The 22,514-nt window shown below is 33.8% G+C and carries 20 protein-coding genes; 9 read left to right on the top strand and 11 right to left on the bottom strand.

Annotated elements, in window-relative coordinates; translation table 11 throughout:
- Positions 1-27 precede the first annotated feature (27 nt).
- From BUC23_RS02055 to BUC23_RS02040, 4 genes are read right to left on the bottom strand one after another with little or no spacing between them, the layout of a single operon-like run.
- Complete coding sequence (locus tag BUC23_RS02055) at positions 28-2,142, bottom strand: DUF4301 family protein (protein ID WP_073204604.1); 2,115 nt, start codon at positions 2,140-2,142, stop codon at positions 28-30.
- Positions 2,103-2,726: a nicotinamide riboside transporter PnuC gene (gene pnuC / locus BUC23_RS02050; RefSeq protein WP_073204601.1), complete on the bottom strand. Its 624-nt coding sequence runs from the start codon at positions 2,724-2,726 to the stop codon at positions 2,103-2,105. Before pnuC ends, BUC23_RS02055 begins: the two co-directional genes overlap by 40 nt.
- 14 nt (positions 2,727-2,740) lie before the next feature.
- Positions 2,741-3,487: a phosphoglycerol geranylgeranyltransferase gene (locus BUC23_RS02045; protein ID WP_073204599.1), complete on the bottom strand. Its 747-nt coding sequence runs from the start codon at positions 3,485-3,487 to the stop codon at positions 2,741-2,743.
- Between the two features lie 37 nt (positions 3,488-3,524).
- Entirely contained in the window at positions 3,525-4,154 is a 630-nt protein-coding gene (locus BUC23_RS02040; RefSeq protein WP_073204825.1) for a 4'-phosphopantetheinyl transferase family protein, read from the bottom strand.
- A gap of 253 nt (positions 4,155-4,407) precedes the next feature.
- On the opposite strand from BUC23_RS02040, the gene ahcY reads away from it, so the two are divergent.
- From ahcY to BUC23_RS02025, 3 genes are all read left to right on the top strand, one after another.
- Positions 4,408-5,724 carry an adenosylhomocysteinase gene (gene ahcY, locus BUC23_RS02035; protein WP_073204596.1) on the top strand — a complete coding sequence of 439 codons (1,317 nt, stop codon included), beginning with the start codon at positions 4,408-4,410 and terminating at the stop codon, positions 5,722-5,724.
- Between the two features lie 240 nt (positions 5,725-5,964).
- The gene (locus BUC23_RS02030; protein WP_073204593.1) at positions 5,965-8,289 is read left to right on the top strand and encodes a patatin-like phospholipase family protein; all 2,325 of its coding nucleotides are present in this window, start codon (positions 5,965-5,967) and stop codon (positions 8,287-8,289) included.
- Between the two features lie 278 nt (positions 8,290-8,567).
- Complete coding sequence (locus BUC23_RS02025; protein ID WP_139259747.1) at positions 8,568-9,215, top strand: hypothetical protein; 648 nt, start codon at positions 8,568-8,570, stop codon at positions 9,213-9,215.
- 178 nt (positions 9,216-9,393) lie between these two features.
- Here the strand turns inward: BUC23_RS02025 and rpmA are convergent, their stop codons facing one another.
- On the bottom strand, positions 9,394-9,660 hold the full coding sequence (rpmA, locus tag BUC23_RS02020; protein WP_035669638.1) for a 50S ribosomal protein L27: 267 nt from the start codon (positions 9,658-9,660) through the stop codon (positions 9,394-9,396).
- A gap of 33 nt (positions 9,661-9,693) precedes the next feature.
- Positions 9,694-10,329 carry a 50S ribosomal protein L21 gene (gene rplU, locus BUC23_RS02015; RefSeq protein WP_073204588.1) on the bottom strand — a complete coding sequence of 212 codons (636 nt, stop codon included), beginning with the start codon at positions 10,327-10,329 and terminating at the stop codon, positions 9,694-9,696.
- Positions 10,330-10,588: 259 nt separating this feature from the next.
- Here rplU and BUC23_RS02010 point away from each other — a divergent pair, with 259 nt between their 5' ends.
- From BUC23_RS02010 to BUC23_RS01995, 4 genes are all read left to right on the top strand, one after another.
- Complete coding sequence (locus tag BUC23_RS02010) at positions 10,589-11,914, top strand: M16 family metallopeptidase (protein WP_073204822.1); 1,326 nt, start codon at positions 10,589-10,591, stop codon at positions 11,912-11,914.
- Between the two features lie 59 nt (positions 11,915-11,973).
- Positions 11,974-13,341: a M16 family metallopeptidase gene (locus BUC23_RS02005; RefSeq protein WP_073204585.1), complete on the top strand. Its 1,368-nt coding sequence runs from the start codon at positions 11,974-11,976 to the stop codon at positions 13,339-13,341.
- A 214-nt stretch (positions 13,342-13,555) separates the two neighbouring features.
- Positions 13,556-14,881 (top strand): M16 family metallopeptidase, encoded by a 1,326-nt coding sequence (locus tag BUC23_RS02000; protein WP_073204582.1) that lies wholly within the window; start codon positions 13,556-13,558, stop codon positions 14,879-14,881.
- A gap of 12 nt (positions 14,882-14,893) precedes the next feature.
- Complete coding sequence (locus tag BUC23_RS01995) at positions 14,894-16,942, top strand: M16 family metallopeptidase (protein ID WP_073204579.1); 2,049 nt, start codon at positions 14,894-14,896, stop codon at positions 16,940-16,942.
- 81 nt (positions 16,943-17,023) lie between these two features.
- On the opposite strand, the gene BUC23_RS01990 is transcribed toward BUC23_RS01995, so the two are convergent.
- Entirely contained in the window at positions 17,024-17,890 is an 867-nt protein-coding gene (locus tag BUC23_RS01990; RefSeq protein WP_073204575.1) for a DMT family transporter, read from the bottom strand.
- A gap of 105 nt (positions 17,891-17,995) precedes the next feature.
- On the opposite strand from BUC23_RS01990, the gene BUC23_RS01985 reads away from it, so the two are divergent.
- Complete coding sequence (locus BUC23_RS01985) at positions 17,996-18,376, top strand: heavy-metal-associated domain-containing protein (RefSeq protein ID WP_073204572.1); 381 nt, start codon at positions 17,996-17,998, stop codon at positions 18,374-18,376.
- 55 nt (positions 18,377-18,431) lie between these two features.
- Here BUC23_RS01985 and gldD read toward each other — a convergent pair whose 3' ends face one another.
- Genes gldD through mutY form a run of 4 tightly spaced genes read right to left on the bottom strand, consistent with a single transcriptional unit; the run spans position 18,432 to position 21,847 of the window.
- The gene (gene gldD / locus BUC23_RS01980; RefSeq protein WP_073204569.1) at positions 18,432-18,995 is read right to left on the bottom strand and encodes a gliding motility lipoprotein GldD; all 564 of its coding nucleotides are present in this window, start codon (positions 18,993-18,995) and stop codon (positions 18,432-18,434) included.
- Between the two features lie 6 nt (positions 18,996-19,001).
- Positions 19,002-20,297, bottom strand: coding sequence for a gliding motility-associated protein GldE (locus BUC23_RS01975; protein ID WP_073204564.1), 1,296 nt, complete (start codon positions 20,295-20,297; stop codon positions 19,002-19,004).
- Between the two features lie 23 nt (positions 20,298-20,320).
- Positions 20,321-20,761 carry a single-stranded DNA-binding protein gene (locus BUC23_RS01970; RefSeq protein ID WP_073204561.1) on the bottom strand — a complete coding sequence of 147 codons (441 nt, stop codon included), beginning with the start codon at positions 20,759-20,761 and terminating at the stop codon, positions 20,321-20,323.
- 51 nt (positions 20,762-20,812) lie between these two features.
- On the bottom strand, positions 20,813-21,847 hold the full coding sequence (gene mutY, locus BUC23_RS01965; RefSeq protein WP_073204558.1) for an A/G-specific adenine glycosylase: 1,035 nt from the start codon (positions 21,845-21,847) through the stop codon (positions 20,813-20,815).
- 103 nt (positions 21,848-21,950) lie between these two features.
- On the opposite strand from mutY, the gene BUC23_RS01960 reads away from it, so the two are divergent.
- Positions 21,951-22,271, top strand: coding sequence for an HU family DNA-binding protein (locus tag BUC23_RS01960; protein WP_262710382.1), 321 nt, complete (start codon positions 21,951-21,953; stop codon positions 22,269-22,271).
- Positions 22,272-22,514 lie beyond the last annotated feature (243 nt).

Raw genomic sequence — 22,514 nt, 5'->3', positions numbered from 1 at the left:
CAAAGCTTCGGGAGTGTTTCAGTGAAATTATTGAGGTTGATGTGCTGGTTTTAATAAATCGTTTACCGTTTTTACAGGATTGAAGGTGATTAAAGGAACCTGTACAAAAACAGTCAGCCAATTTGCCATGGCACCGTTCCACAGACCAGGTAGTTCATATGCTTTGATTTGTGTATTTGAGGTGTTTTTCTCAACAATGAAACCACTATTGTGGTCTACAAATTTAGTTAAATCAAATTTTTCGTTTTTATAATTTTTAATTCCGCAAACTAAGTCAACAGGATTAAAATGAGTGGCATTTGCTAAAATAGTCACTTGACTTTCATTGTTTAAGTCAACTTGCGACGATTCTACTATTTGTAATGAAACCGTGTCATTTTCATCTCTGACCCAAAACGGACCTCCTCCAGGTTCGCCCTCATTTTTAACCATCCCGCATACCCGAATTGGTCTGTTTAATTTGTCTTCGATTATGCTGATTTTATTTTCTAAACTTAAAGCATCCGCTTCATTTGCTATTTCTACTTTTAATTTTTCTTTGAGGAATTTTAAAATTTCTTCAATTTCTATGATTCCAACCTTTTTTAGGTCAATAAGAGTCAAATAACTAAAAATTTGTTGCTGAAGTTCAATCAACGTTCCTGCCAGAGCTTTTTTATATAATGCTATTTTTTCATTATTATTTTGAATGACATTATCGATGTTTTTTATAAAAATAATATCTGCATTTAATGCATTTAGGTTTTCAATCAAAGCACCATGACCGCCTGGTCTAAATAGTAATTCACCTGTTTCAGTTCTGAATGGATTATTCGTTGTGTCAACAGCGAGAGTGTCAGTGCTTTTGTTTTGGCAAGAAAAACTTATGTTTATTGCTGTTTTTGATTCTTTTTCTACTGTACTTTTCGTAAGATTTATTATGTTTTCAAATTGATCTTGATGCGTTTCGGATACCGTAAAATGTAAAAGAGAGTTTCCGTTGGAGCTGCTATAATAGCCGCACTCATACAAATGCTCTTCAATAGGTGTCGCTATCCCTGTCGAGTATTTGTGGAATGGTAAAATTCCTTTTGGTTTATTGGTGAAATCAAAATAATCAGAAGATAATAATAACTTTATAAAGTAATAATTCTTATGATCTCTTTCTAGAGAATCAAAATCTGTAAATGCTTCTTTTAATTTTTTATCTATTTCTTTGAAAAAAGGAAATTTTTCCATGCCGATAATAAAAATAGACAGCTCTGCATCTTTTTTTCTGTTTACATAAGCATTGATACTTTCGTTTTCGAAATCAAACTCATTCAAAAAAGTGCTTAAAAATTTAAACATTCTGCTTGCGGCACCAGATGCCGGCACGAATTTCAGTAGATTTAAATTAGATTTATGGAGGTCAAAAAAAGCGGCTTTTTGTTTAAATTCATTTTCGGAAAGTTTTAAAATTCCGTTTGATAAAGTTGCAGGTTCAACTAAGACGGTTTTTGGGATGCCCTTTTTGAAAACTTGCAATTGTTTTTGAATATTTTCAATTGGAATTCCATGTTCATATATTTGGATAAAATCAAGAGAGGAAAGTTCCATGTCTTTTATGATTGTCAAATCATCAATAATTGTAATTGCTTTTTGCAACCGTGAATCTTTGTCTCCAGATAGCGGAATAAATGGTTTTTTATTATCGATCAACGTCTGTTTAAAAACGGCAAAAACAGATTCTCTACCATCGGCTTTATCTCTTAAGTCATCTTTTTCCCAAGGAACATCAATGTCTGTGAGAAAAAACAAATCATATTCGTGTTCTAGTGCTGCTTTGTTTAATAAAGGGTCACAATAATTGTAATAAACTTCTGAAAAAACTTTGGTTACCAGTAGATTAGTGTCGCAAAAAAGATATTTATTGGCAACGGTTGCTCCTTCATTTTCTAAATCAGTTTGGCCGTATGCAATGGGTAGCATATCATTACTTTCGCAAATTCGTTTTTCATTATCCCATTTTTGCTGCAGGTAGTCACGTGCAAACTCAGCTACCCAAACCGTTTTGTAATGTTCGGCTAGTTGTTTTGCTAATGTTGTTTTGCCGGTACTTTCAGGTCCGAAGAGCGCAATTTTTAAGATTGCAGTTTTTTGCTGTTTAAGATTTTTCTCCATTCTAAATACGCTAAAATAGCTAAAATTGTAAAAATTAAATATTGCAAAGCTAAGATCCCAAGTCCGCGATAAGCATATAAAGGTGTAACAATTAGATCTCCAATAATCCAAAGAGTCCAATTTTCAATTTTTTTGTTGGCCATATACCACATTCCCGTGAAAAATATTCCTGAGGAAATAATATCAATATAATTATCATTATGAATTGTATAGTCAAATAGATTATATATCCCGAAAACTACAAAAATTGTGATAAAAAACAATAGAATTCCAATTATTTTTTCACTTATATTCGTTCTTGTTATTGGTAAGTTATCATTGTCTTTTGTTTTTCCGGTCCATTTGTACCATCCATAAATACTCATAATTGAAAAATAGCCGTTGATTAACATATCTCCGATGTAGCCTGCAAGAAATAGTAAGTAGACCGTAATAATTGTTGCGATAAGTCCCGTGGGGTAAACTAAAATATTTTCTTTTCGTGCGTACCAAACGCTTAGAATTCCAAATACGAAAGCGATGAATTCTAATAGAATTTGAGTTGTGGTAGCCTCTCTGTAGGCATTTAAAAAAAAATCTATCATTTCTATTTTAAAATTTAGTCTTTTGAATATACCGCTGAAGACAATGCGATATCAAAAAAATTAATATCGTTTTCAAACGCAGTCCCAATCACCACTATATCAGCGCCTGAATCATAGGCTTGTTTAATTCCGTGCAAATCTATGATTCCGCCGCCAACAATCAGAGGAATTTCGGTGTTTTTTGATACTATTTGTATCATTTCTAGAGGCACAGCTCGTTTTGCTCCGCTTCCTGCTTCCAGATATATTAATTTATTGCCTAACATTTCACCAGCTTGCGCTGTTGCCAATGCTAAATCTAGATTATTTCTTTCTAAAGGTTTTGTTTTACTAATGCGTTCTACAGCAGTTTCACTTCCGCTATCAACCAAAATATAACCTGTAGAAATAATTTCGAGTTGGATCTCTTTTAAACGAGGTGCGGCTTTTACCTGATGTTCAATTAAAAAGTCAGAATTGCGACCAGAAATCAAAGACAAAAATAAAATGGCATCGGCTTTATCTGAAATCTGCGATGGGTTTCCAGGAAATAGAACGATGGGTAAGTTGCTATTTTGTTTAATTATTGTAATTAACTCATCAAGAATGTTAGTTTTGACCTGGCTGCCGCCAATGAAAATATGAGTTGCTGAAGACTGATTGATTTTAGAAATTAAAACAACCAGATTTTCTAAAACTACTTTGTCAGGATCCAGAAGAATAGCAAGCAATTTTTTGCTTTCGCTTTTAAATTTTAAAATATCGTTGTAAATATTAGTCATAGTTTTTACTGCTAGTTCGCAAATTTGGGTGTTTTTTTTAATTTTCGAAAGCGTAAACCAACGTAAAATCCTCTATTTCTTCAAAATGAATATTGAAATCTTTAATTAATTTGTTAAAATGAAGAGTAGCTTTATTTTGCTTGACGTTTAAATCAAATTCATAAACATTTATATGGTCTTTAAAACTAATCCCTTTTTCATTTCGGATTTTAAAAATGGCTTCCTTAGCGCCCCAGATTACGGTTAATTTCCTGACATATTCGTCACTTTGGGATTCCAAGAATTGTAATTCTGAGTCACAGAATTTATCGGCGATTCGGGTGATTTTATCTCGTTGCAACTCGATGTCAATTCCTACGGTTTCATCACTTATAATAATTGCCGAAAAATTATGGGAATGCGTTATCGAAATATGTTTTTCTCCATGAAGATGTGGCTTGCCGAATTCGTCGTAATACAAATCTAAATCCGTGTGACCTGTTTCCTGTAATAATTTGCGAACACTGAGAAAAGCGCGTTGATGCATTTCGGATTTCATTCCGTCGAGGCGAATGCGATTGCTATCGTTCAAGACCACTTGTTCCAATAATTCCGCATAGGATTCGGTTACTTTCCAAACAAGAATTTGGGTAGTGGAATTTATTTGTATGGTTTTGAAAAGTGGCATCGTATTATAGTTTCGTTTTTTTAGCCCCGGTAGCAGCGGCATCCTTTTTTCACGCTTTTTTGCGTGTAAAAAGATACAGCGAATAACGGGAAATAGCTCCAAAAACTGAAACTAGTTCAGTTTAAAGAAATTATTTAGTTAATGTTCAAAAGATTAGCGAATTAAACAATTCATAAATCTTGTAGAAAACAGTAAAATTCTAAAGTTATTACGTAAATTTGCAAAAATTTTTACACTTACAAATATACTATAAATGAGTACTACAACTATGCCTTTTGTGGCTTTCAAAGTAAAAGACATTTCTCTAGCAGCTTGGGGAAGAAAAGAAATTGAACTAGCAGAAGCTGAAATGCCAGGTTTAATGGCGCTTCGTGCTGAATATAAAAACGAACAACCACTTGCTGGTGCTCGTATTGCTGGATGTTTGCACATGACAATCCAAACTGCGGTTTTGATTGAAACTTTAATCGCTCTTGGTGCTGAAGTGACTTGGAGTTCTTGTAACATTTTCTCTACTCAAGATCAAGCTGCTGCTGCTATTGCTGCTGCAGGAATTCAAGTTTATGCTTGGAAAGGTCTGAACGAAGAAGATTTTGACTGGTGTATTGAGCAAACATTATTCTTTGGTGAAGACAGAAAACCATTGAACATGATTCTTGATGACGGTGGAGATTTAACCAATATGGTTATTGACCGTTTCCCGGAGTTAGTTTCTGGAATTAAAGGACTATCTGAAGAAACTACTACAGGAGTTCACAGATTATACGAAAGAGTAAAAGCTGGAACGTTACCAATGCCTGCTATCAACGTAAATGACTCTGTTACTAAATCGAAATTTGATAACAAATACGGATGTAAGGAATCTGCAGTTGATGCAGTTCGTCGTGCAACTGATATTATGCTTGCTGCAAAAAGAGTAATCGTTTGTGGTTACGGTGACGTAGGTAAAGGAACGGCTGCTTCTTTTAGAGGTGCTGGTTCTATAGTTACTGTTACTGAAATTGACCCAATTTGTGCTTTACAGGCTGCAATGGACGGTTTTGAAGTAAAGAAATTAGATACAGTTATTGAAACTGCTGATATTATCATTACTACTACCGGAAATAAAGATATTGTTTTGGGTTCTCATTTCGAAAAAATGAAAGACAAAACTATCGTTTGTAACATCGGACATTTTGATAACGAAATTGATATGGCTTGGTTGAATACAAACCACGGTGGATCAAAAATTGAAATCAAACCACAAGTTGACAAATATACTATTGCTGGAAAAGATATTCTTATCTTGGCTGAAGGTCGTTTGGTAAACCTTGGTTGTGCTACAGGTCATCCAAGTTTTGTAATGAGTAACTCATTTACGAATCAAACATTGGCACAAATCGAATTGTGGAAAAACAGCGCGGCATATAACAATGACGTATATATGTTACCTAAACATTTAGATGAGAAAGTAGCAATGTTACACTTAGCTAAATTAGGGGTTGAATTAGAGACTTTACGTGTTGATCAAGCTGATTATATTGGTGTTCCTGTTGAAGGTCCATTCAAACCAGAATATTACAGATACTAGTCTAAAATTAGATTTTTAGATTATTGAATTATTTAGAACCCTTGCAGTCCCGAAGTTTCGGGAGCGAGGGTTTTTTTGTTTTTCAATCTGAAAGACAATGATATATAAAAAAAATTATTAAGAAATGCGCCTTGATCAAACACAAGAACTGTAAAAAAATATACTATGTTTGCATATCACTTAATATTTTTGAAGAAGCAAAATACTGCTCCTATTTCTAAATAATAAATTCTACTACTTTTGGAAAAAATACTTTATTTATTCGTCTTATTAATTTCACTAACGTTTACTCAAATTGTTTCCGCCCAGGAAAGAAAACCTAAAGTGGTTTTGGTGTTAAGTGGTGGTGGTGCCAAAGGAATAGCACATATCCCACTTTTACAAGCTTTAGACTCCTTGCATATTGTTCCTGATCTTATCGTGGGAAACAGTATGGGAAGTGTTATTGGAGGAATGTATGCAATGGGATATTCCGGTGACAGTATTCAAAAAATAGCCAAAAACATCGATTGGGACAAACTCCTAGGACGAAATATGTCTTTGAAAAGTGTGAGTGTGGAAGAAAAAAGTGAGTTTGAGAGATATTTGGTTGGAATAGGAATTAAGGACGGTAAACCGACAAGCGTAAGTTCTTTATTAAATGATCAATATTTAAGAGAATTTCTTACAGAGCTGACTTTTCCTGTTTATAATGTAAAAGACTTTGATAAGCTAGCCATTCCATTTAGAGCAATGGCTACAGATGTTGTAAATGGTAAGGAAGTAATTCTCAGCAAAGGAAATTTAGCTTTTGCTATGCGAGCGAGTATGTCATTACCCGCGGTTTTTAAAACCATGCCGTACGAAAAAACGCTGCTGGTTGATGGAGGCGTAATGGATAATTTTCCAACCGATATTGCTAAAAAAATGGGTGCAGACATTATAATTGGCAGTGACGTAGGTGGGGGAATGGAACCTATAGATAAATTAGACAACTTTGTGTCAGTATTGATGCAAACTAGCATGTTTCCCAGTAACATCAAAGATCCGGAAAATCGTAAACTATGTGACATCTTAATAGATCACTTACCTAACTTGAGATTTTCTACATCTGATTTTGCAAAAAGCAACGAAATCTACAAAGATGGTAGAATTGCAACCAATCTTAATCTAGGCGCATTAGTAGCATTAGCAGAAAAATTAAAAGGATTCAAACAACGAACCCATGAATTGCCAAAGGTTTCCAGCGAATTTGTCATCGATACCATCGTTTATAAAAATATCAGTAAGGAAAATCTTCCGCTGGTTATTGCTAGAACAAATATCAAAACACATACAAAGTATAATACTAAAGATTTAACAGCATTTATAAATGGCGCCATGGGCACAAATCTTTTTAACCAAATTACCTATAGTTATTTCGTTCACGACGAAGATAAATTAGGATTGCTGATAAACGGTTTAGAATTTTCTAAAAACCAAGTTAATGCATCTCTTCATTACGACACTTATAGGGGAGTCGGACTAATTCTTAATTATAATGCCAGAAACATTCTGGCCGAATCTTCCCGTCTTATTTTTACTGCAGATATCGCAGAACAACCAAAAATAAGAATTGATTTTCAGAAAAATTTTGGAAAAAAGAAAGACTGGTGGTGGGGAACGGAACTCTATGGTGCATTTCTACAACAGGAAATCTTTGTTGATGGAAAATCAGTAGATAATATGCTGTATAAAGCGGTCGAATTCAATAATGAAGTAAACCGAAATTTGAATTCACTGAACAGTTATCTTGGATTTGGATTAAACTATAGTTACACCGTGGTGAAACCTAAAAATGATCCCGATATAAATGATAATGTACTATCTCTTAGCAACTATAATTTTGCCAATTTAGAAGTAAATGCACATTATTTACGCAACGGGATGGATAAAGTTTTTTTTGCGACAAATGGAACAATTTTAAAAGCAAATATAAATCGATCGCTTCACAATGGCATTAATATAGCTTTTACGGAAGCGGATTCAACCGATTTTTCGGGGTCAACAAATGGCTTCACTAAAGTAGGATTCGCATTTGAAAAAAGAGTACAATTAAAAAAGAAGATTACTGGCATAATAGGATTTGATGCTAATTTTATTTTTCAAGACAAGCTAAAAGACAATGAAGGCTCTTTTTCTAATTATGGCTATGCCGCAAAATATCTCTTGGGAGGTTTTATTCCAAGTTCCGGCAGTAATCGTTTTGTTTTCCCAGGCCTTCATGAGGATGAGCTGAGTGTGACTCAATTTATGTCTATTAAACTTGGCGTACAATTGAATCCCTTGGGTAAATTTTACCTGACGCCACATTTCAATATGGCATCCGTTGGCTATGGCAACTTTAACGAATTCATAGCTGACGTTTCTAATACAAAGGGAAATTGGGATGACAATAAAGAAACCAGTTTATTGATGTCAGGAGGAGCGGCAATTTCCTATCAATCGATTTTAGGACCTATTCATTTTGATACTTCATGGATAAATAATATTGACAAAGTGAGATTGTTTTTTAGCGTGGGATTTTCATTTAATCCGTCTAATTAGAGGATGTAACTATATTACAGATGCTAGTCTGAAATTAGATTTTTATAACCCTGGTAGAAATGGCAAGTTTTTTTTGGCTTGACCCTTCGTAAAAACTACGGATCGGGCTATTCGTTGCAATCTTTTATTTCGCTGCGCTACATAAAAGGATTTTCACTGCTATCCCTCACGCGGAAAATGATAGGTTAATCTGATTAAAAATGACTGACTTTATGTAAAAAATGTAGAGTATAATTTAGTATATTAGCTAAGCATATATAAATACTTTAATACATTTTATGAAGAATCTTTGGATGTTTACTCTACTTATTTCTACAATTTCTTATTCTCAGAAAACTTATTTCTTTGACTTTAAAATGGAGTATGAATACATAAATTATTCAGATTCGACAAAAAACTGTATTAAGACTTTCTATGTTAATTCAAAAAACAATACTTATTTTGCCAAAAGAACTTCTATAGATACTACAAATTCAAAAATTGAATTTATTGATAGGAATGGGGTTTATTTATTAAAGAAATTTAGCAATAAAATTTTCAACGATAGAGTTATTTATATTAATCAAAGTGACGTTAAAGATTATAGCTACCCATTCATCTATCAACTTGATAATTATCATTTTTCAGATATTAATGATACGATTGTTAATGGCAAAATTTGCAAGCGGCTCTCTTTTCTAAGTAATGATTTAAACAGAGCAAAAAAGAAAAAAATCGGCACTTTAATGTATATTTTAGACACAAATTTAAATCATCAACCTTTATTGGAATTTTCAACAGCGTTTGAGGTTTGGAAACTGAATAGAAAAATGCCAAATGGTATAATTATAGAATCAATTCAAAAAAGTTATGAAAATATAATAGTTAGTAGAGAAAAATTAAAACAAATAATACCTATATCCATGAACTTAACTATAAAGGAATAATATCAATTTTACCAATAGCCCTAGCCTTTTAAAGGCTGGGAACTTTTTTTAATCTAAAAATAAAAATCATCAATGTCGTCTCTCTTTCCTTCCTAGAATCTCGAGACTTCGGGATAGGAGAGGAAACAAAAAAACCCGTTTCTTTCGAAACGGGTTTTTTAATAATTGAGAAAATCAATTATGCTTCAACTTCAAATGGAAGTATAGAAACATAAGATTTGTTATCTCTTTTCTTTTGGAAGAAAACAACTCCATCTACTCTTGCGTGTAGTGTGTGATCTTTACTGATGTAAACGTTTTCACCTGGATTATGTTTTGAACCTCTTTGTCTTACGATGATGTTCCCAGCAATAGCAGCTTGACCACCAAAAATCTTAACACCTAAACGTTTTGATTCTGATTCTCTACCATTCTTAGAACTACCGACACCTTTCTTGTGAGCCATGACGTATTAGTTTTATATTTGTTAATAAATTAATTAAACAGCTTTACCACCGTTTAATTCATCTTGTAATTTTTTTAATTCATCCATTTTACCATCTGCAGCTAATTGTGCTTGTTGAGCCCAAGTAGTTGGATCTAAATGAGATAATTTAGATTCTGATGCTTCTAAAATTGCTTTTACTGCATCAGCACTTGTTTTTGCTAATTTAGAGAATGTAGTAATACCAGCTTCAACTAACGCTTCTGCTGCTTTAGGACCAACTCCTTCAATTAATTTCAAATCATCAGCTTTTTTTGCTGCTTTTGGAGCTTTTGCTTCAGCTACTTTTTCAGCTTTTGGAGCTGCTTTTTTTGTACCTGTTGCAGAAATACCTTCAATTACAATTTGAGTAAGATACTGTCTGTGACCGTTTCTCTTTTTGTATCCTTTTCTTCTTTTCTTTTTGAAAACGATAACTTTATCTCCTTTTAAGTGTTGTAACACTTTGGCTTCTACTGAAGCACCTTCTATAGCTGGGGCGCCTAAAGTGATTGCTCCGTTATCATCTAATAAAAGAACTTTGTCAAAAGAAACTTTTGAACCTTCTTCATTAGTCAAACGGTTAACATAAACCTTTAAGTCTTTGCTTACTTTGAACTGTTGCCCTGCTATCTCTACGATTGCATACATACTGAATTGTTTTAATAATTTTTAAGGTTGCAAATATACAATTAAATATTTATCCCGCAATCCCTTCTGAAAAAAAATAGTTAATCATTCTGTTGTTTGTTTTTCAACGCTTTATCAGCTCTAAATCAACAGATTTTTCATCAAATTTTGTTAATATTAATTGAAAGTTGCAATCACTAGGCAATCATCATTAAAAAAAGGTATTTTTGAAGTAAAATATTTTTTGTTGTCTATTGCAAATAAAAATGTAATAATCCGTATGGATAAATTAGTAATAATGTTAAGTAATTCACTTATGCTTGGAGGAATAGCTTCGGCTCAAAAAATAGCTTTCGTAGAATATGATTTAGATAATGGTTTGCACGTCATATTGCATAACGATCCATCGACACCAGTTGTTGTCACTTCTGTTATGTATCACGTGGGTTCTAAGGATGAAACACCAAATAGAACCGGATTTGCTCATTTTTTCGAACATTTATTATTCGAAGGAACAGAAAATATAAAAAGAGGCGAGTGGTTTAAAATCGTCACTTCCAATGGCGGAGTAAATAACGCCAACACCTCAGATGATCGTACCTATTATTATGAAGTATTTCCATCGAATAATTTAGAACTGGCGCTGTGGATGGAATCCGAAAGATTGATGCATCCGGTAATCAATCAAATTGGTATTGATACTCAAAACGGAGTGATAAAAGAGGAGAAAAGAAGTCGTTATGATAATCAGCCGTATGGAAATATTATTGGAGCTGTAAAAGAAAACATGTTTAAGAACCATCCGTATCGTTGGACGACAATTGGCTCAATGGAACATTTAGACGCCGCAACTTTAGAAGAATTTCAGGCTTTTAATAAAAAGTTTTATATTCCTAATAATGCCGTACTGGTTGTTGCGGGAGATTTCGAAAATGGCAAAGCAAAGGAATGGATACAAAAATATTTTGGATCAATCCAAAGAGGTAAAGACATAAAAAAGCAGACTTTTGTTGAAGAACCTATTACGCAAACTATAAAAGCGAAATACGAGGATTTGAATATTCAGATTCCAATGGTTGTGGCTACTTATAGAACTCCTTCAATGAAAACGAGAGATTCTAGAGTCTTGGATTTGATTTCGTCTTATTTAAGTGACGGAAAAAGCTCTAAATTATACAAGAAAATCGTTGATGAGAAAAAAATGGCGTTGCAAATTGATGCCGTTGGTTTTAGTCAGGAAGATTACGGAATGTATATTTTGTATGGTTTGCCAATGGGAATGCACACTTCTGAAGATGTAATAAAAGAAATTGACGAAGAAATTGTGAAAATCCAAACCGAATTGATTTCGGAGAAAGATTTCCAGAAATTGCAAAATACGTTTGACAATCGTTTTGTAAACAAGAATGCCACTCTGGAAGGAATTGCCGAAAATCTAGCAACCTATTATTTGCTTTATGGAGATATCAATTTAATAAATACAGAGATTGAGCTATTGCATTCCATAACACAAGAAGAAATTAGGGATGTGGCCAAGAAATATTTAAATCCAAATCAAAGACTTATTTTGGATTATGTTCCTTCTGCTGTTACTTCTCCAAATTAAGACTTTCTCGATTATCAAAAACTAGTATTCTATTATTCATTTTGTTCATAACAGGAATTATGCACGCACAAGCCCGTCCACAACCCAAACCTGGAGCTTCTCCAATGGTAAATATAAAAAAACCGCAAACCTTTGTTTTAGACAATGGCTTGAAAGTAATGATTGTTGAAAATCATAAATTGCCTCGAGTTACTTTTAACCTTGCTCTGGACAACGAACCTTTTTTTGAAGGAACTATAAAAGGAGTTGATGAATTATGCAATAATATGATAGGAAATGGCAGTATAAAAATTGCTAAAGACGCCTTCAATGAAGAAATTGATTTCCTAGGTGCTAATATAAATTTTGGTTCTAAAGGCGCTTATGCCAGTTCACTTTCTAAATATTCCGGAAGAATTTTGGAACTATTGTCACATGGAGCTTTACATCCCAATTTCACGCAAGAAGAATTCGAAAAAGAAAAAGCTAAACTATTCGAAGGCCTTAAAGCCGAGGAGAAAAGCGTTCCTGCAATTGCTCACCGAGTGGTTGAAGCGCTTGCTTTTGGAAAAAACCACCCTTCCGGGGAATATATGTCGGAAGAAACATTAAAAAATGTAACTCTTGCGGATATTAAAAACAATTATGAAACCTATTTTGTGCCAGAAAACGCTTATTTGGTAATTATTGGAGATGTTAAATATAACGAAGTAAAGCCAATTGTTGAAAACCTGTTTGGTTCATGGAAAAAAAGGAATACGCCAAAACTTTCGTATCCCGCTCCCCAAAATGTTGATTTCACCCAAATAAATTTTGTGGACGTACCGAACGCAGTTCAATCGGAAATTTCATTGGTAAACACCTTGAATTTAAAAATGAGCGACAAAGATTTCTTTCCGGCGGTCATTGCCACTTATATACTTGGCGGAGATTACAGCAGTTATCTGAACATGAATTTAAGAGAAAAACAGGGCTGGACTTATGGTGCAAATTCAATCATTGGCTCAGGAAAATACGTTGCAAAATTAAAATCGACATCGGCAATACGAAGTACCGCAACAGATAGTGCCGTGGTGGAATTTATTAAAGAAATTAAAAAAATCAGAACCGAAAAAGTATCAGTCGATTTGCTCAACAATGTCAAAGCCGGTTATATTGGCCGATTTGTAATGCAAGTGCAAAAACCACAATCAATTGCCCGTTATGCATTAAACATAGAGACAGAAGAACTTCCCGCTGATTTTTATGAAAATTACATTAAAACCATAAATGCCGTAACTCCTGACGATGTAATGCGAGCGGCGAATAAATATTTCCTTTTAGACAATACCAGAATCATAATTGCCGGTAATGGATCGGAAGTGATTCCCGGACTGGAAAAATTGAAGATTCCCATGTTTTATTTTGATATTTATGGCAATCCAATAGAAAAACCTGTGCTAGAATAAAAACCGCTAGTTAAGACTTATTGTTAAAAAGGCTTTCTATCAAATTAACTGATGGTGAGCCTTTTTTTATTGTTTTTGCAAGTAATATAGACGCACTACTTATTTCATTTATCTACTACCAGAAAAAGACGTAAAATCTTATATAAATAGTTCTTTTTAGTGTAACAATACAGTCTAAAACACGACCTATAAGCAAATCAACCGACTAACATTTATGAAAAAATCAATAATGGCGTTAAGTGCCACACTTTTGCTTGGCGGAGCCGTTTCTGCACAAAAAGTAGCTTTCGAAGAATACAATCTAGACAATGGTTTACATGTTATTTTACAAAACGACCCTTCGGCTCCAGTTGTAATCACATCCGTAATGTATCATGTAGGCGCAAAAGATGAAAATTCAAAAAGAACAGGTTTTGCTCACTTTTTCGAACATTTATTATTTGAAGGTACTGAGAATATCAAGCGTGGAGAATGGTTTAAAATTGTCACCGGAAATGGAGGGACAAATAACGCTAATACCACTGAAGACCGCACGTACTACTACGAAATATTCCCTTCTAACAATCTTGAATTAGGATTATGGATGGAATCCGAAAGAATGCGGCATCCTGTAATTAACAAAATTGGTGTTGACACTCAAAATGAGGTTGTCAAAGAGGAAAAAAGATTGCGTTATGACAACAGTCCATATGGGCAAATGATTCCGGAGGTAAAGAAAAAAATGTTCACAAAACATCCTTACCGTTGGACTACTATTGGTTCAATGGATCATTTAGATGCCGCAAAACTGGAGGAATTTCAAGACTTCAATAAGAAATTTTACATTCCGAACAACGCAGTACTTGTAGTAGCGGGAGACTTTAAATCCGATCAGACTAAAGAATGGGTACAAAAATACTTTGGCGCCATAAAAAAGGGAACTCCTATTGAAAGAGAGACTTTTGTAGAGGAACCTATTACCCAAACCATCAAAGCAAAATTTGAGGATGGAAACATTCAAATCCCAATGGTAGTGGCTGCTTACAGAACTCCATCGATGAAAACTCGTGATGCCAGAGTTTTGGATTTTATTTCAACAATCTTGAGTGACGGTAAAAGCTCTAGATTATACAAAAAAATAGTTGACGACAAAAAAATGGCCTTGCAAATTGGAGCATTTAGCTATAGTCAGGAAGATTACGGAACGTATATTCTGTATGGTTTGCCTCAAGCGCCAAGCACATCTGAGAATATCCTGACCGAAATTGATTCTGAAATCGTAAAACTACAGACCGAATTAATTTCTGACAAGGAGTTACAAAAGCTTCAGAACAAGTATGAGAATCAATACGTAAACAGCAATGCCTCTATTGACGGAGTAGCAGATAATCTGGCCACCTTCTATATGCTTTACAAAGACGTAAACTTAATTAATACAGAAATTGAGATGTATCGAAGCATTACTCCGGAAGAGATTAGAACTGTTGCAAAAAAATATCTAAACACTAACCAACGATTGGTATTAGATTATGTTCCATCATCAGACAAAGCCAAAAAATAATACAGAACCATCATGAAAAAAACAATATATATACTGTCAAGTCTATTTTTGACTTTAGTTTTGCAAGCACAAGTAATCCCGCAACCAAAACCCACAGCCCCTCCGACAATTAAAATTGGTAAGTCCAATAATTTTGAGCTTAAGAATGGACTGAAAGTAATGGTAGTGGAAAATCATAAACTGCCACGAGTTTCCTATAGCCTTAGTTTAGACAACATGCCTTATGCGGAAGGAGACAAAAAAGGAGTAGCAGATATTACAAGTCAACTTATCGGAAGCGGAACGACGAAAACATCAAAAGATGCCTTTAATGAAGAAGTTGATTTTTTAGGCGCAAATATAAATTTTAATGCAAAAGGCGCGTCTGCCAGCGGATTGTCTAAATATTCTGGAAGAATATTAGAATTAATGGCTGATGGCGCATTGAACACCGTATTTACGCAAGAAGAATTTGATAAAATAAAAGCAAAGCTTTTAGAAGGAATAAAAACACAAGAAAAAAGCGTCGCTGCCGTTGCTGGACGAGTGGAAGATGTTTTGGCATTTGGAGTAAATCATCCTTCAGGTGAGTTTTTAAGTGCGGAAAGCATTAACAAAGTTACTTTAAAGGATGTTGTTGCAAACTACAAAACTAATTTCGTTCCAGGAAATGCTTACTTGGTTGTTGTAGGAGATGTCAACACGAAAGAAGTAAAAAAAATGGTTGAAAAACTTTTTAGCTCTTGGACCAAAGCAAGTGCTCCTAAGATCACATATCCTGATCCTAAAAACGTGCAACAAACTCAGATTGATTTCGTAGATATGCCAAATGCAGTTCAGTCTGAAATCTCAGTTGTGAATACAATCAATTTAAAAATTACCGACAAACAATATTTTGCTACAATTTTAGCCAATCAGATTCTTGGTGGTGGTGGAGAAGGAAGGTTATTTTTAAATTTACGCGAAAAACACGGTTGGACATACGGAGCTTTTTCGGACGTAGGATTCGGTAAATACGTAGAAAAATTTCGTTCTTCAACATCAGTAAGAAATGCTGTAACGGATAGTTCAGTAGTTGAAATTTTAAACGAATTAAAAAAAATTAGAACAGAATTAGTTTCTGCTAACGATTTGAAAAATGCTAAAGCAAAATACATTGGTACCTTTGTAATGCAAGTTCAAAAACCATCTACAGTAGCGCGCTATGCGTTAAATACTGAAACACAAAATCTACCTGCTGATTTTTACGAAAACTACATTAAAAATATAAATGCAGTAACGGTAGAAGACATTAAAAGCGTAGCTAATCGCTTTTTCTTAGCTGATAACATCAGAATAATAGTTGTAGGTAAAGGATCTGAAGTTGCTCCTGCATTGGAGAAACTGAAAATTCCGATGTTTTATTTTGATAAATACGGAACTTCAATTGAAAAACCAGTATTCAAAAAAGATATGCCGGCAGGAGTAACCATCAAGAGCGTCTTAGACAAGTACATTGTTGCCATAGGTGGAGAAAAAGCCGTAAAAGCGGTAAAAACAATCGCTATGGTGGGTTCAACAGTAATTCCTCAAGCGCCATCACCTTTAACTTTTACTTCAAAAGCTGATGTGAAAGGTAAATTAAATGTAGAATTAGCAATGGGAACGATGAGCCTTATGAAACAAGTAGTTAATGAAACTACCGCTTATGTGCTGCAACAAGGACAACGAAAAGACTTCACAGGAGCTGAGCTGGCCGAAATGAAAAATAGCGCAGTGCTATTCGAGGAATTACTATTGGATAAAAAAGATGGTGTAACACTTACCGGTATTGAAACTATTAGCGGTAAAGATACTTATGTCATTAAAGACGGTAAAACTACACTTTATTATGATATGACTACAGGTTTAAAACTTGCAAACTCAAAAACAATGGATCAAGGAGGTAAGTCTATTACTCAAGTAACTAACTTTAGTGATTACAGAGACGTTAAAGGAGTGAAAGTTCCTTTTAATATTATCCAGAATGTCGGCTTTGAATTGGATATCAAAATATCGGATGTAAAAATCAACGAAGGAGTTACAGATGCAGATTTTAAATAATCAAATCGTTAAATAAACAAGAACGGCTGTCTTAAACGACAGCCTTTCTTGTTTTATAATATATCCTTTTTATACCAGATGTTATTTTTTGGCTGATAAATAAACGCCGATCAGAACAATAAATGCTCCGAAAAACTGAACAGAAGTTAGCATTTCATTGTCTAATAATCCCCAAAAGAAAGCAACTATTGGGATCAAATACGTTACCGATGTAGCAAAAACAGGCGAAGACATTTGTATCAGTTTAAAGAAAAGAATATTCGCGATTCCAGTTCCTAAAACTCCTAAAATCATAATGAACAAAATCGAATGTTGCACTTTGGCCACATGAACTACTTCGAAGAAGCCAGAAAAAGATAAAATGAGAAAAGTGGGTATAACTAAAAAAGCAAAATTTCCTGTAGTAATACTCAACGGACTCAAATCATGTAAATATTTTTTTAGCAAATTGACATTAACAGCATAACAGATAGAAGCGATTATAACCAAAATGGCATAGTAATAGTTTTGTTCCGGGTGGTTTATGGCTCCATTGAAAACCAAAAGCATACTTCCCACAAGTCCTATGAAAACTCCCCAAACCTGACTTCTTTTGAAATTTATTCCGAAAACTATAGCTCCCAAAATCAACGTGTTTAATGGGGTCAAGGAATTAAGAATGGCGGTTATGGAGCTGTCTATTTCTGTTTCCGCAATAGCGAAAAGATAGGCCGGGATGAATGTCCCAAACAGTGAAGTAAGTGCGATATATTTCCATTTTTCTTTTGGGATTTTTGTTAAACTTTTAAAGCCTATCAATAACAGAAAAATGGCTGCAAATAGGATTCGCAACGAACCCAACTGCAAAGCGCTTAATCCTACCAATCCTTTTTTTATTAATATAAATGAACTTCCCCAAATCAAGGCAAGAATCATCAGGTAAACCCATTTCAATTGTCGTGCATTCATAAATCTAAATTTGCCCCAAAATTGTAATAATTTTATGAATTACGGTTCCTTTTTTTTCATTAATTTTGCAAATGATTATTAGGTAATTAATTTAAATCTCATAAAATGAATTTCACAAAATCAATAGCGGCGGTAGTAATTGCAAGTCTTTTGTTTATAAGCTGTAAAAATAATTCAGAAACTACTAAAACGGGTATAGCCACAACAGAAACTACTGCGCCTAAAGTTAAAAAAGAAATTGCAGCTGCTAATTTGCAAACAGCAAGTTTTAAAGTAGAAGGTATGACTTGTGCTATTGGTTGTGCCAAAACCATACAAGAAGAATTAACAGAACTTGACGGCGTGCAAACAGCAACAGTAGATTTTGATAAAAAAAGGGCTACTGTAACCTTTGATAAAACGGTTCAAAATCCTGAAAGCCTGACTAAAGTAGTTCAAGCTACGGGCGACGGAAAAACATATAAAGTTTCGGATATGAAGTCGTAATCGAAATTATCTCATAAAAAAAGCTTCTCAATTGAGAAGCTTTTTTTATAAAATACTATTTCCATTTTAAGGTTTCCATTAGCCTTTGCATATCGTTTCGAACGTAACTTGCCGCTGGCATAATAGAATCGTAATTGGGTTTTGCATAGAAATAAACGGAGCCCGTAACAAAATGCTTGGTACTGTCGGTAACATAAAATTGAGAATTTGTAGCTGCATTTCCTTCTACTTGATAAAACATTCCATATACTTTTTTGGATGGATTCAAATAAGGTTGTTCTAGTATGTCGTCTGCTTTTATCACGTGCTCATAGGTTAGCTTTTGAGCATCACGTAATAATTTATTGATATCATTGTTCACGGGTTTATAAGTCAAATAAATCGTGGCTTTCATTTTTGGGTACGTGATAGTAAATCCACAATTTTTTTCTCCTTTGATGACAGCTTCTGAATTCATTTCGAAAGCAAATGGGCATTCATTTTCAAAACCAACATATTTTGCTTCGGGATAATCCAATCGTAAATAACTTGCTGGTTTGGGTATAACATCGTCTTTACAGCTAAAACTTAAGAATGATACCAATGCTATTGTTGAAAAAGTGATTATTTTTTTAAACATTTTTAATTATTCAATCGTTACTTTTATTTGTTTTATGCGTTTTTTGTCTACCGCTTCTACCGTAAACTGGCAATTTTCGAATGAAATTTTTTGATCTTTTTTTGGAAAATTTCCTAAAATCTCCAGAATAAAACCGGCTAATGTTTCGGCTTCTCCTTTTTTGATTTCGAATAGTTCTTCGTCAACTTCAATAATTCTATAGAAATCCTTGAGATTTATTTTCCCTTCAAAAAGATAATTTTTATCATCAATTTGAGAAAAATTGAGACTTTCATCATCAAATTCATCACTGATATCGCCTACAATTTCCTCGATTACATCCTCCAAAGAAACCAAACCGGAAGTTCCTCCATATTCATCAACAACAATAGCCAAATGGCTTTTCATGCTTTGAAAGTCTTTTAGCAAATTATCCAGTTTTTTATTTTCCGGAACAAAAAATGGTTCTCTTAATAAGGTTTTCCAGTCAAATTCACTGGTGTTTATATGAGGCAATAAATCTTTGACAAACAAAACGCCTTCAATCTGGTCAATATTGTCTCGGTAAACAGGAATCCTTGAATATCCTTTTTCTATAATTTTTGGACAAATAACTGAAAAAGATTCTTCTATTTCTAAAGCAAAAATATCTATTCTGGGACTCATTACTTGTTTAGTGTCCGTATTTCCAAAACTGACAATTCCTTCTAATATTTTTTGCTCTTCCGATGAGGTTTCGTCAGAGTCGGTAAGTTCTAATGCTTGTGATAATTGATTGACAGAGAAATTTGTCTTTTGTTTCCCTAATTTATTATGTAAATAGATTGTTGCAGCTCGCATTGGCAAACTCAAAGGTGAAAGCAATTTGTCAAGTGCTGCAATAGGATAAGCAATCAACTTGGCAAACTTGATATTATTTCGGCTGGCGTATACTTTTGGTAAAACCTCTCCAAATAACAATAATAAAAAGGTAACTACGATTACTTCCAGAATAAATTTTAAAACGGGTGAAGTCACAGCGGCAAATAAATTTTTTCCAACAAATGAAAACAAGATTACTACGCCAATGTTAATGAAGTTGTTTGCAACGAGAAGCGTGGCTAACAGTTTTTTTGGTTTTTCCAGAAGTTCTGATATGATTTTTCCTTTAGAAACATTTTCTTGAAGCGTTACATCGATATCTTTTTGTGACAATGAAAATAAGGCTACTTCTGCTCCTGAAACTAAAGCAGAACAAAATAGTAAGGCAAATATCCCAATAAAACCAAATACTAATTCAGTATCAATGGTATAGGAAAATAGTAAACTGGGCTCTGGGTCCAAATTAAATAAGATTAGTTAAACAATCAAAACGGTAAATCATTGATAGGTAAATCGTTTTTTTGTGGGTCAAAGTTAGTGTTTTTTGTGGATTCCGAACTTTGAATTTGTTTGTTGTTGTCGTTGTCCTTCTTTGTAGACAAAAAAGTAAACTCCGTCACTTGAATTTCGGTTGTATATTTAGTGGATCCATCCTCAGCTTGCCACTGACGTGATTTTAATCGTCCTTCAACATATATTTTATCGCCCTTGGAAAGGTATTTTTCACAAAGTTCAGCAGCTTTATTGCGTACCACTAAATTATGCCATTCTGTAGAAGTGATTTTTTCGTTGGTTGTTTTGTTGATGTAAACTTCATTGGTGGCTAATTGAAACCTACCGATACAGTTGCCTCCGTCAAAATAATGCATTTTGACTTCGTCACCCAAATGCCCTATCAGCATAACCTTATTTAAAGTTCCATTCATGATATTCAAATCCTATTTCAACCAAAGATACATTATTTTTGCAATCTTATTTTATTCCTTTTCTATAAAATTGTAAATCACAATAGGGAAGGGGAATGTTCTTAAAACGGTGTTATTTATTCCGTTTTCAATACTTCCGTTTAGATTGACTTTCCAAAATTTGATGTGCAAATGTTGATGTGATAATTTATGAATGATGCTTTTGTCATTATCTTCTAATATACTTATAATGTAATTATCTTGAAAATAATCGGACTCTATTCGCTCCGTAATAAAATCAAAATCTTCTTCTTTCTCTGTTTCAATCAAAGGGAATTCATACAAATTATGCCAAATACCTTTATCAGTACGTTTTTGAATTATAGTATTATCATTTTCATCTGCAACAACCAAATAATTAAAGTAGCGGTTGCGAACTTTTACCTTTTTGGACTTTACCGGTAATTGATCGACTTTCTTTTTTTGTAAAGCGGCGCAACTTTCGTTAAAAACGCAGATGCCACAATTTGGACTTTTAGGAACACATTGTAAAGCGCCAAACTCCATAATAGCCTGATTGAATGTTGCAGGGTTGTCTTTTGGCATTAATTCGAAAGCCAAAGCAGCGAATTCTTTTTTGGCGGAAGCCTGCGCGATATCTGTTTCAATATCAAAATAACGGGACAAAACCCTAAACACGTTTCCGTCAACAACCGGGACCGCTTCATTGTAAGAAAAAGAGGCGATTGCGGCCGCAGTATATTCCCCAACTCCTTTTAATTTCAGTAAATCAGAATAATTGTCTGGAAATATTCCCGCTAAATCAGAAGCTATATATTGAGCGGTTTTGTGTAGATTTCGGGCACGGGAATAGTAACCCAATCCCTGCCAAAGTTTTAATACTGATTCTTCATTGGCTGCAGCCAAATCAAAAACCGTAGGAAAAGCAGTAGTGAAAGATAAAAAATAAGGCATTCCTTGTGCTACTCGCGTCTGTTGCAGCATGATTTCGGAGAGCCAAATAGGGTATGGATTGGTGGTATTTCTCCATGGTAAATCACGTTTATTTTGTAAATACCATTTTATCAGCACGTTAGAAAAATTCATCTTTAAATATTAGACTGCAAAAGTAAAAGTTTATGTGATTAAAATTTAATGAATTAGCTTGAATATTTGTTTTTTAAATTCCTATATTTGCAAACTCAAAAAAATAGTACAACATAATAAAATAGGAAAGAAAATGACGAAAGCAGATATCGTAGCAAAAATTTCAGAAAAACTAGGTCTTGAAAAAGGAGATGTTCAGGCAACTGTAGAGACTTTTATGAATGAAGTAAAAAATTCATTAGAAACTGGAGACAATGTTTATTTAAGAGGTTTTGGAAGTTTTATTGTAAAAACTAGAGCAGAAAAAACAGGTAGAAATATCTCAAAAAATACAACAATAAAAATTCCTGCACACAATATTCCTGCATTTAAACCTGCAAAAGTTTTTGTTGAAGGAGTAAAAATAAATAACGAAGCAAAATAACATAATTAATTAATCATAAAATCTTCAAGATATGCCAAGCGGTAAAAAAAGAAAGAGACATAAGGTAGCGACTCACAAACGTAAAAAAAGAGCGAGAGCTAACCGTCACAAAAAGAAAAAGTAGTTTTAAACTACTTTTTTCTTTTTAAAAGTTCATTGAAATCGAAAGTTAGTAATCAGTATTCAGTTTTTAGTATTCAGTTAACTGCAAACTCAACACTGCAAGCTGCCAGCTAATTTTCC

Origin of the sequence: Flavobacterium xinjiangense, from assembly GCF_900142885.1 — a bacterium.
GTDB lineage: Bacteria > Bacteroidota > Bacteroidia > Flavobacteriales > Flavobacteriaceae > Flavobacterium > Flavobacterium xinjiangense.
Note: the sequence above shows the minus strand (reverse complement) of the source record. Positions and strands in the feature narration are given on the sequence as shown.

Bases quoted from the DNA above. Each gene is read 5' to 3' on its own strand.
- rpmA (WP_035669638.1), bottom strand. From the start codon at position 9,660: ATGGCTCACAAGAAAGGTGTCGGTAGTTCTAAGAATGGTAGAGAATCA.
- BUC23_RS02055 (WP_073204604.1), bottom strand. From the start codon at position 2,142: ATGGAGAAAAATCTTAAACAGCAAAAAACTGCAATCTTAAAAATTGCG.
- BUC23_RS02010 (WP_073204822.1), top strand. From the start codon at position 10,589: ATGGATAAATTAGTAATAATGTTAAGTAATTCACTTATGCTTGGAGGA.
- BUC23_RS01985 (WP_073204572.1), top strand. From the start codon at position 17,996: ATGAATTTCACAAAATCAATAGCGGCGGTAGTAATTGCAAGTCTTTTG.
- BUC23_RS02045 (WP_073204599.1), bottom strand. From the start codon at position 3,487: ATGACTAATATTTACAACGATATTTTAAAATTTAAAAGCGAAAGCAAA.
- BUC23_RS02025 (WP_139259747.1), top strand. From the start codon at position 8,568: ATGAAGAATCTTTGGATGTTTACTCTACTTATTTCTACAATTTCTTAT.
- BUC23_RS02000 (WP_073204582.1), top strand. From the start codon at position 13,556: ATGAAAAAATCAATAATGGCGTTAAGTGCCACACTTTTGCTTGGCGGA.
- pnuC (WP_073204601.1), bottom strand. From the start codon at position 2,726: ATGATAGATTTTTTTTTAAATGCCTACAGAGAGGCTACCACAACTCAA.
- ahcY (WP_073204596.1), top strand. From the start codon at position 4,408: ATGAGTACTACAACTATGCCTTTTGTGGCTTTCAAAGTAAAAGACATT.
- rplU (WP_073204588.1), bottom strand. From the start codon at position 10,329: ATGTATGCAATCGTAGAGATAGCAGGGCAACAGTTCAAAGTAAGCAAA.
- BUC23_RS01970 (WP_073204561.1), bottom strand. From the start codon at position 20,761: ATGAATGGAACTTTAAATAAGGTTATGCTGATAGGGCATTTGGGTGAC.
- BUC23_RS01990 (WP_073204575.1), bottom strand. From the start codon at position 17,890: ATGAATGCACGACAATTGAAATGGGTTTACCTGATGATTCTTGCCTTG.
- gldD (WP_073204569.1), bottom strand. From the start codon at position 18,995: ATGTTTAAAAAAATAATCACTTTTTCAACAATAGCATTGGTATCATTC.
- BUC23_RS02005 (WP_073204585.1), top strand. From the start codon at position 11,974: ATGCACGCACAAGCCCGTCCACAACCCAAACCTGGAGCTTCTCCAATG.
- mutY (WP_073204558.1), bottom strand. From the start codon at position 21,847: ATGAATTTTTCTAACGTGCTGATAAAATGGTATTTACAAAATAAACGT.
- BUC23_RS01995 (WP_073204579.1), top strand. From the start codon at position 14,894: ATGAAAAAAACAATATATATACTGTCAAGTCTATTTTTGACTTTAGTT.
- BUC23_RS02040 (WP_073204825.1), bottom strand. From the start codon at position 4,154: ATGCCACTTTTCAAAACCATACAAATAAATTCCACTACCCAAATTCTT.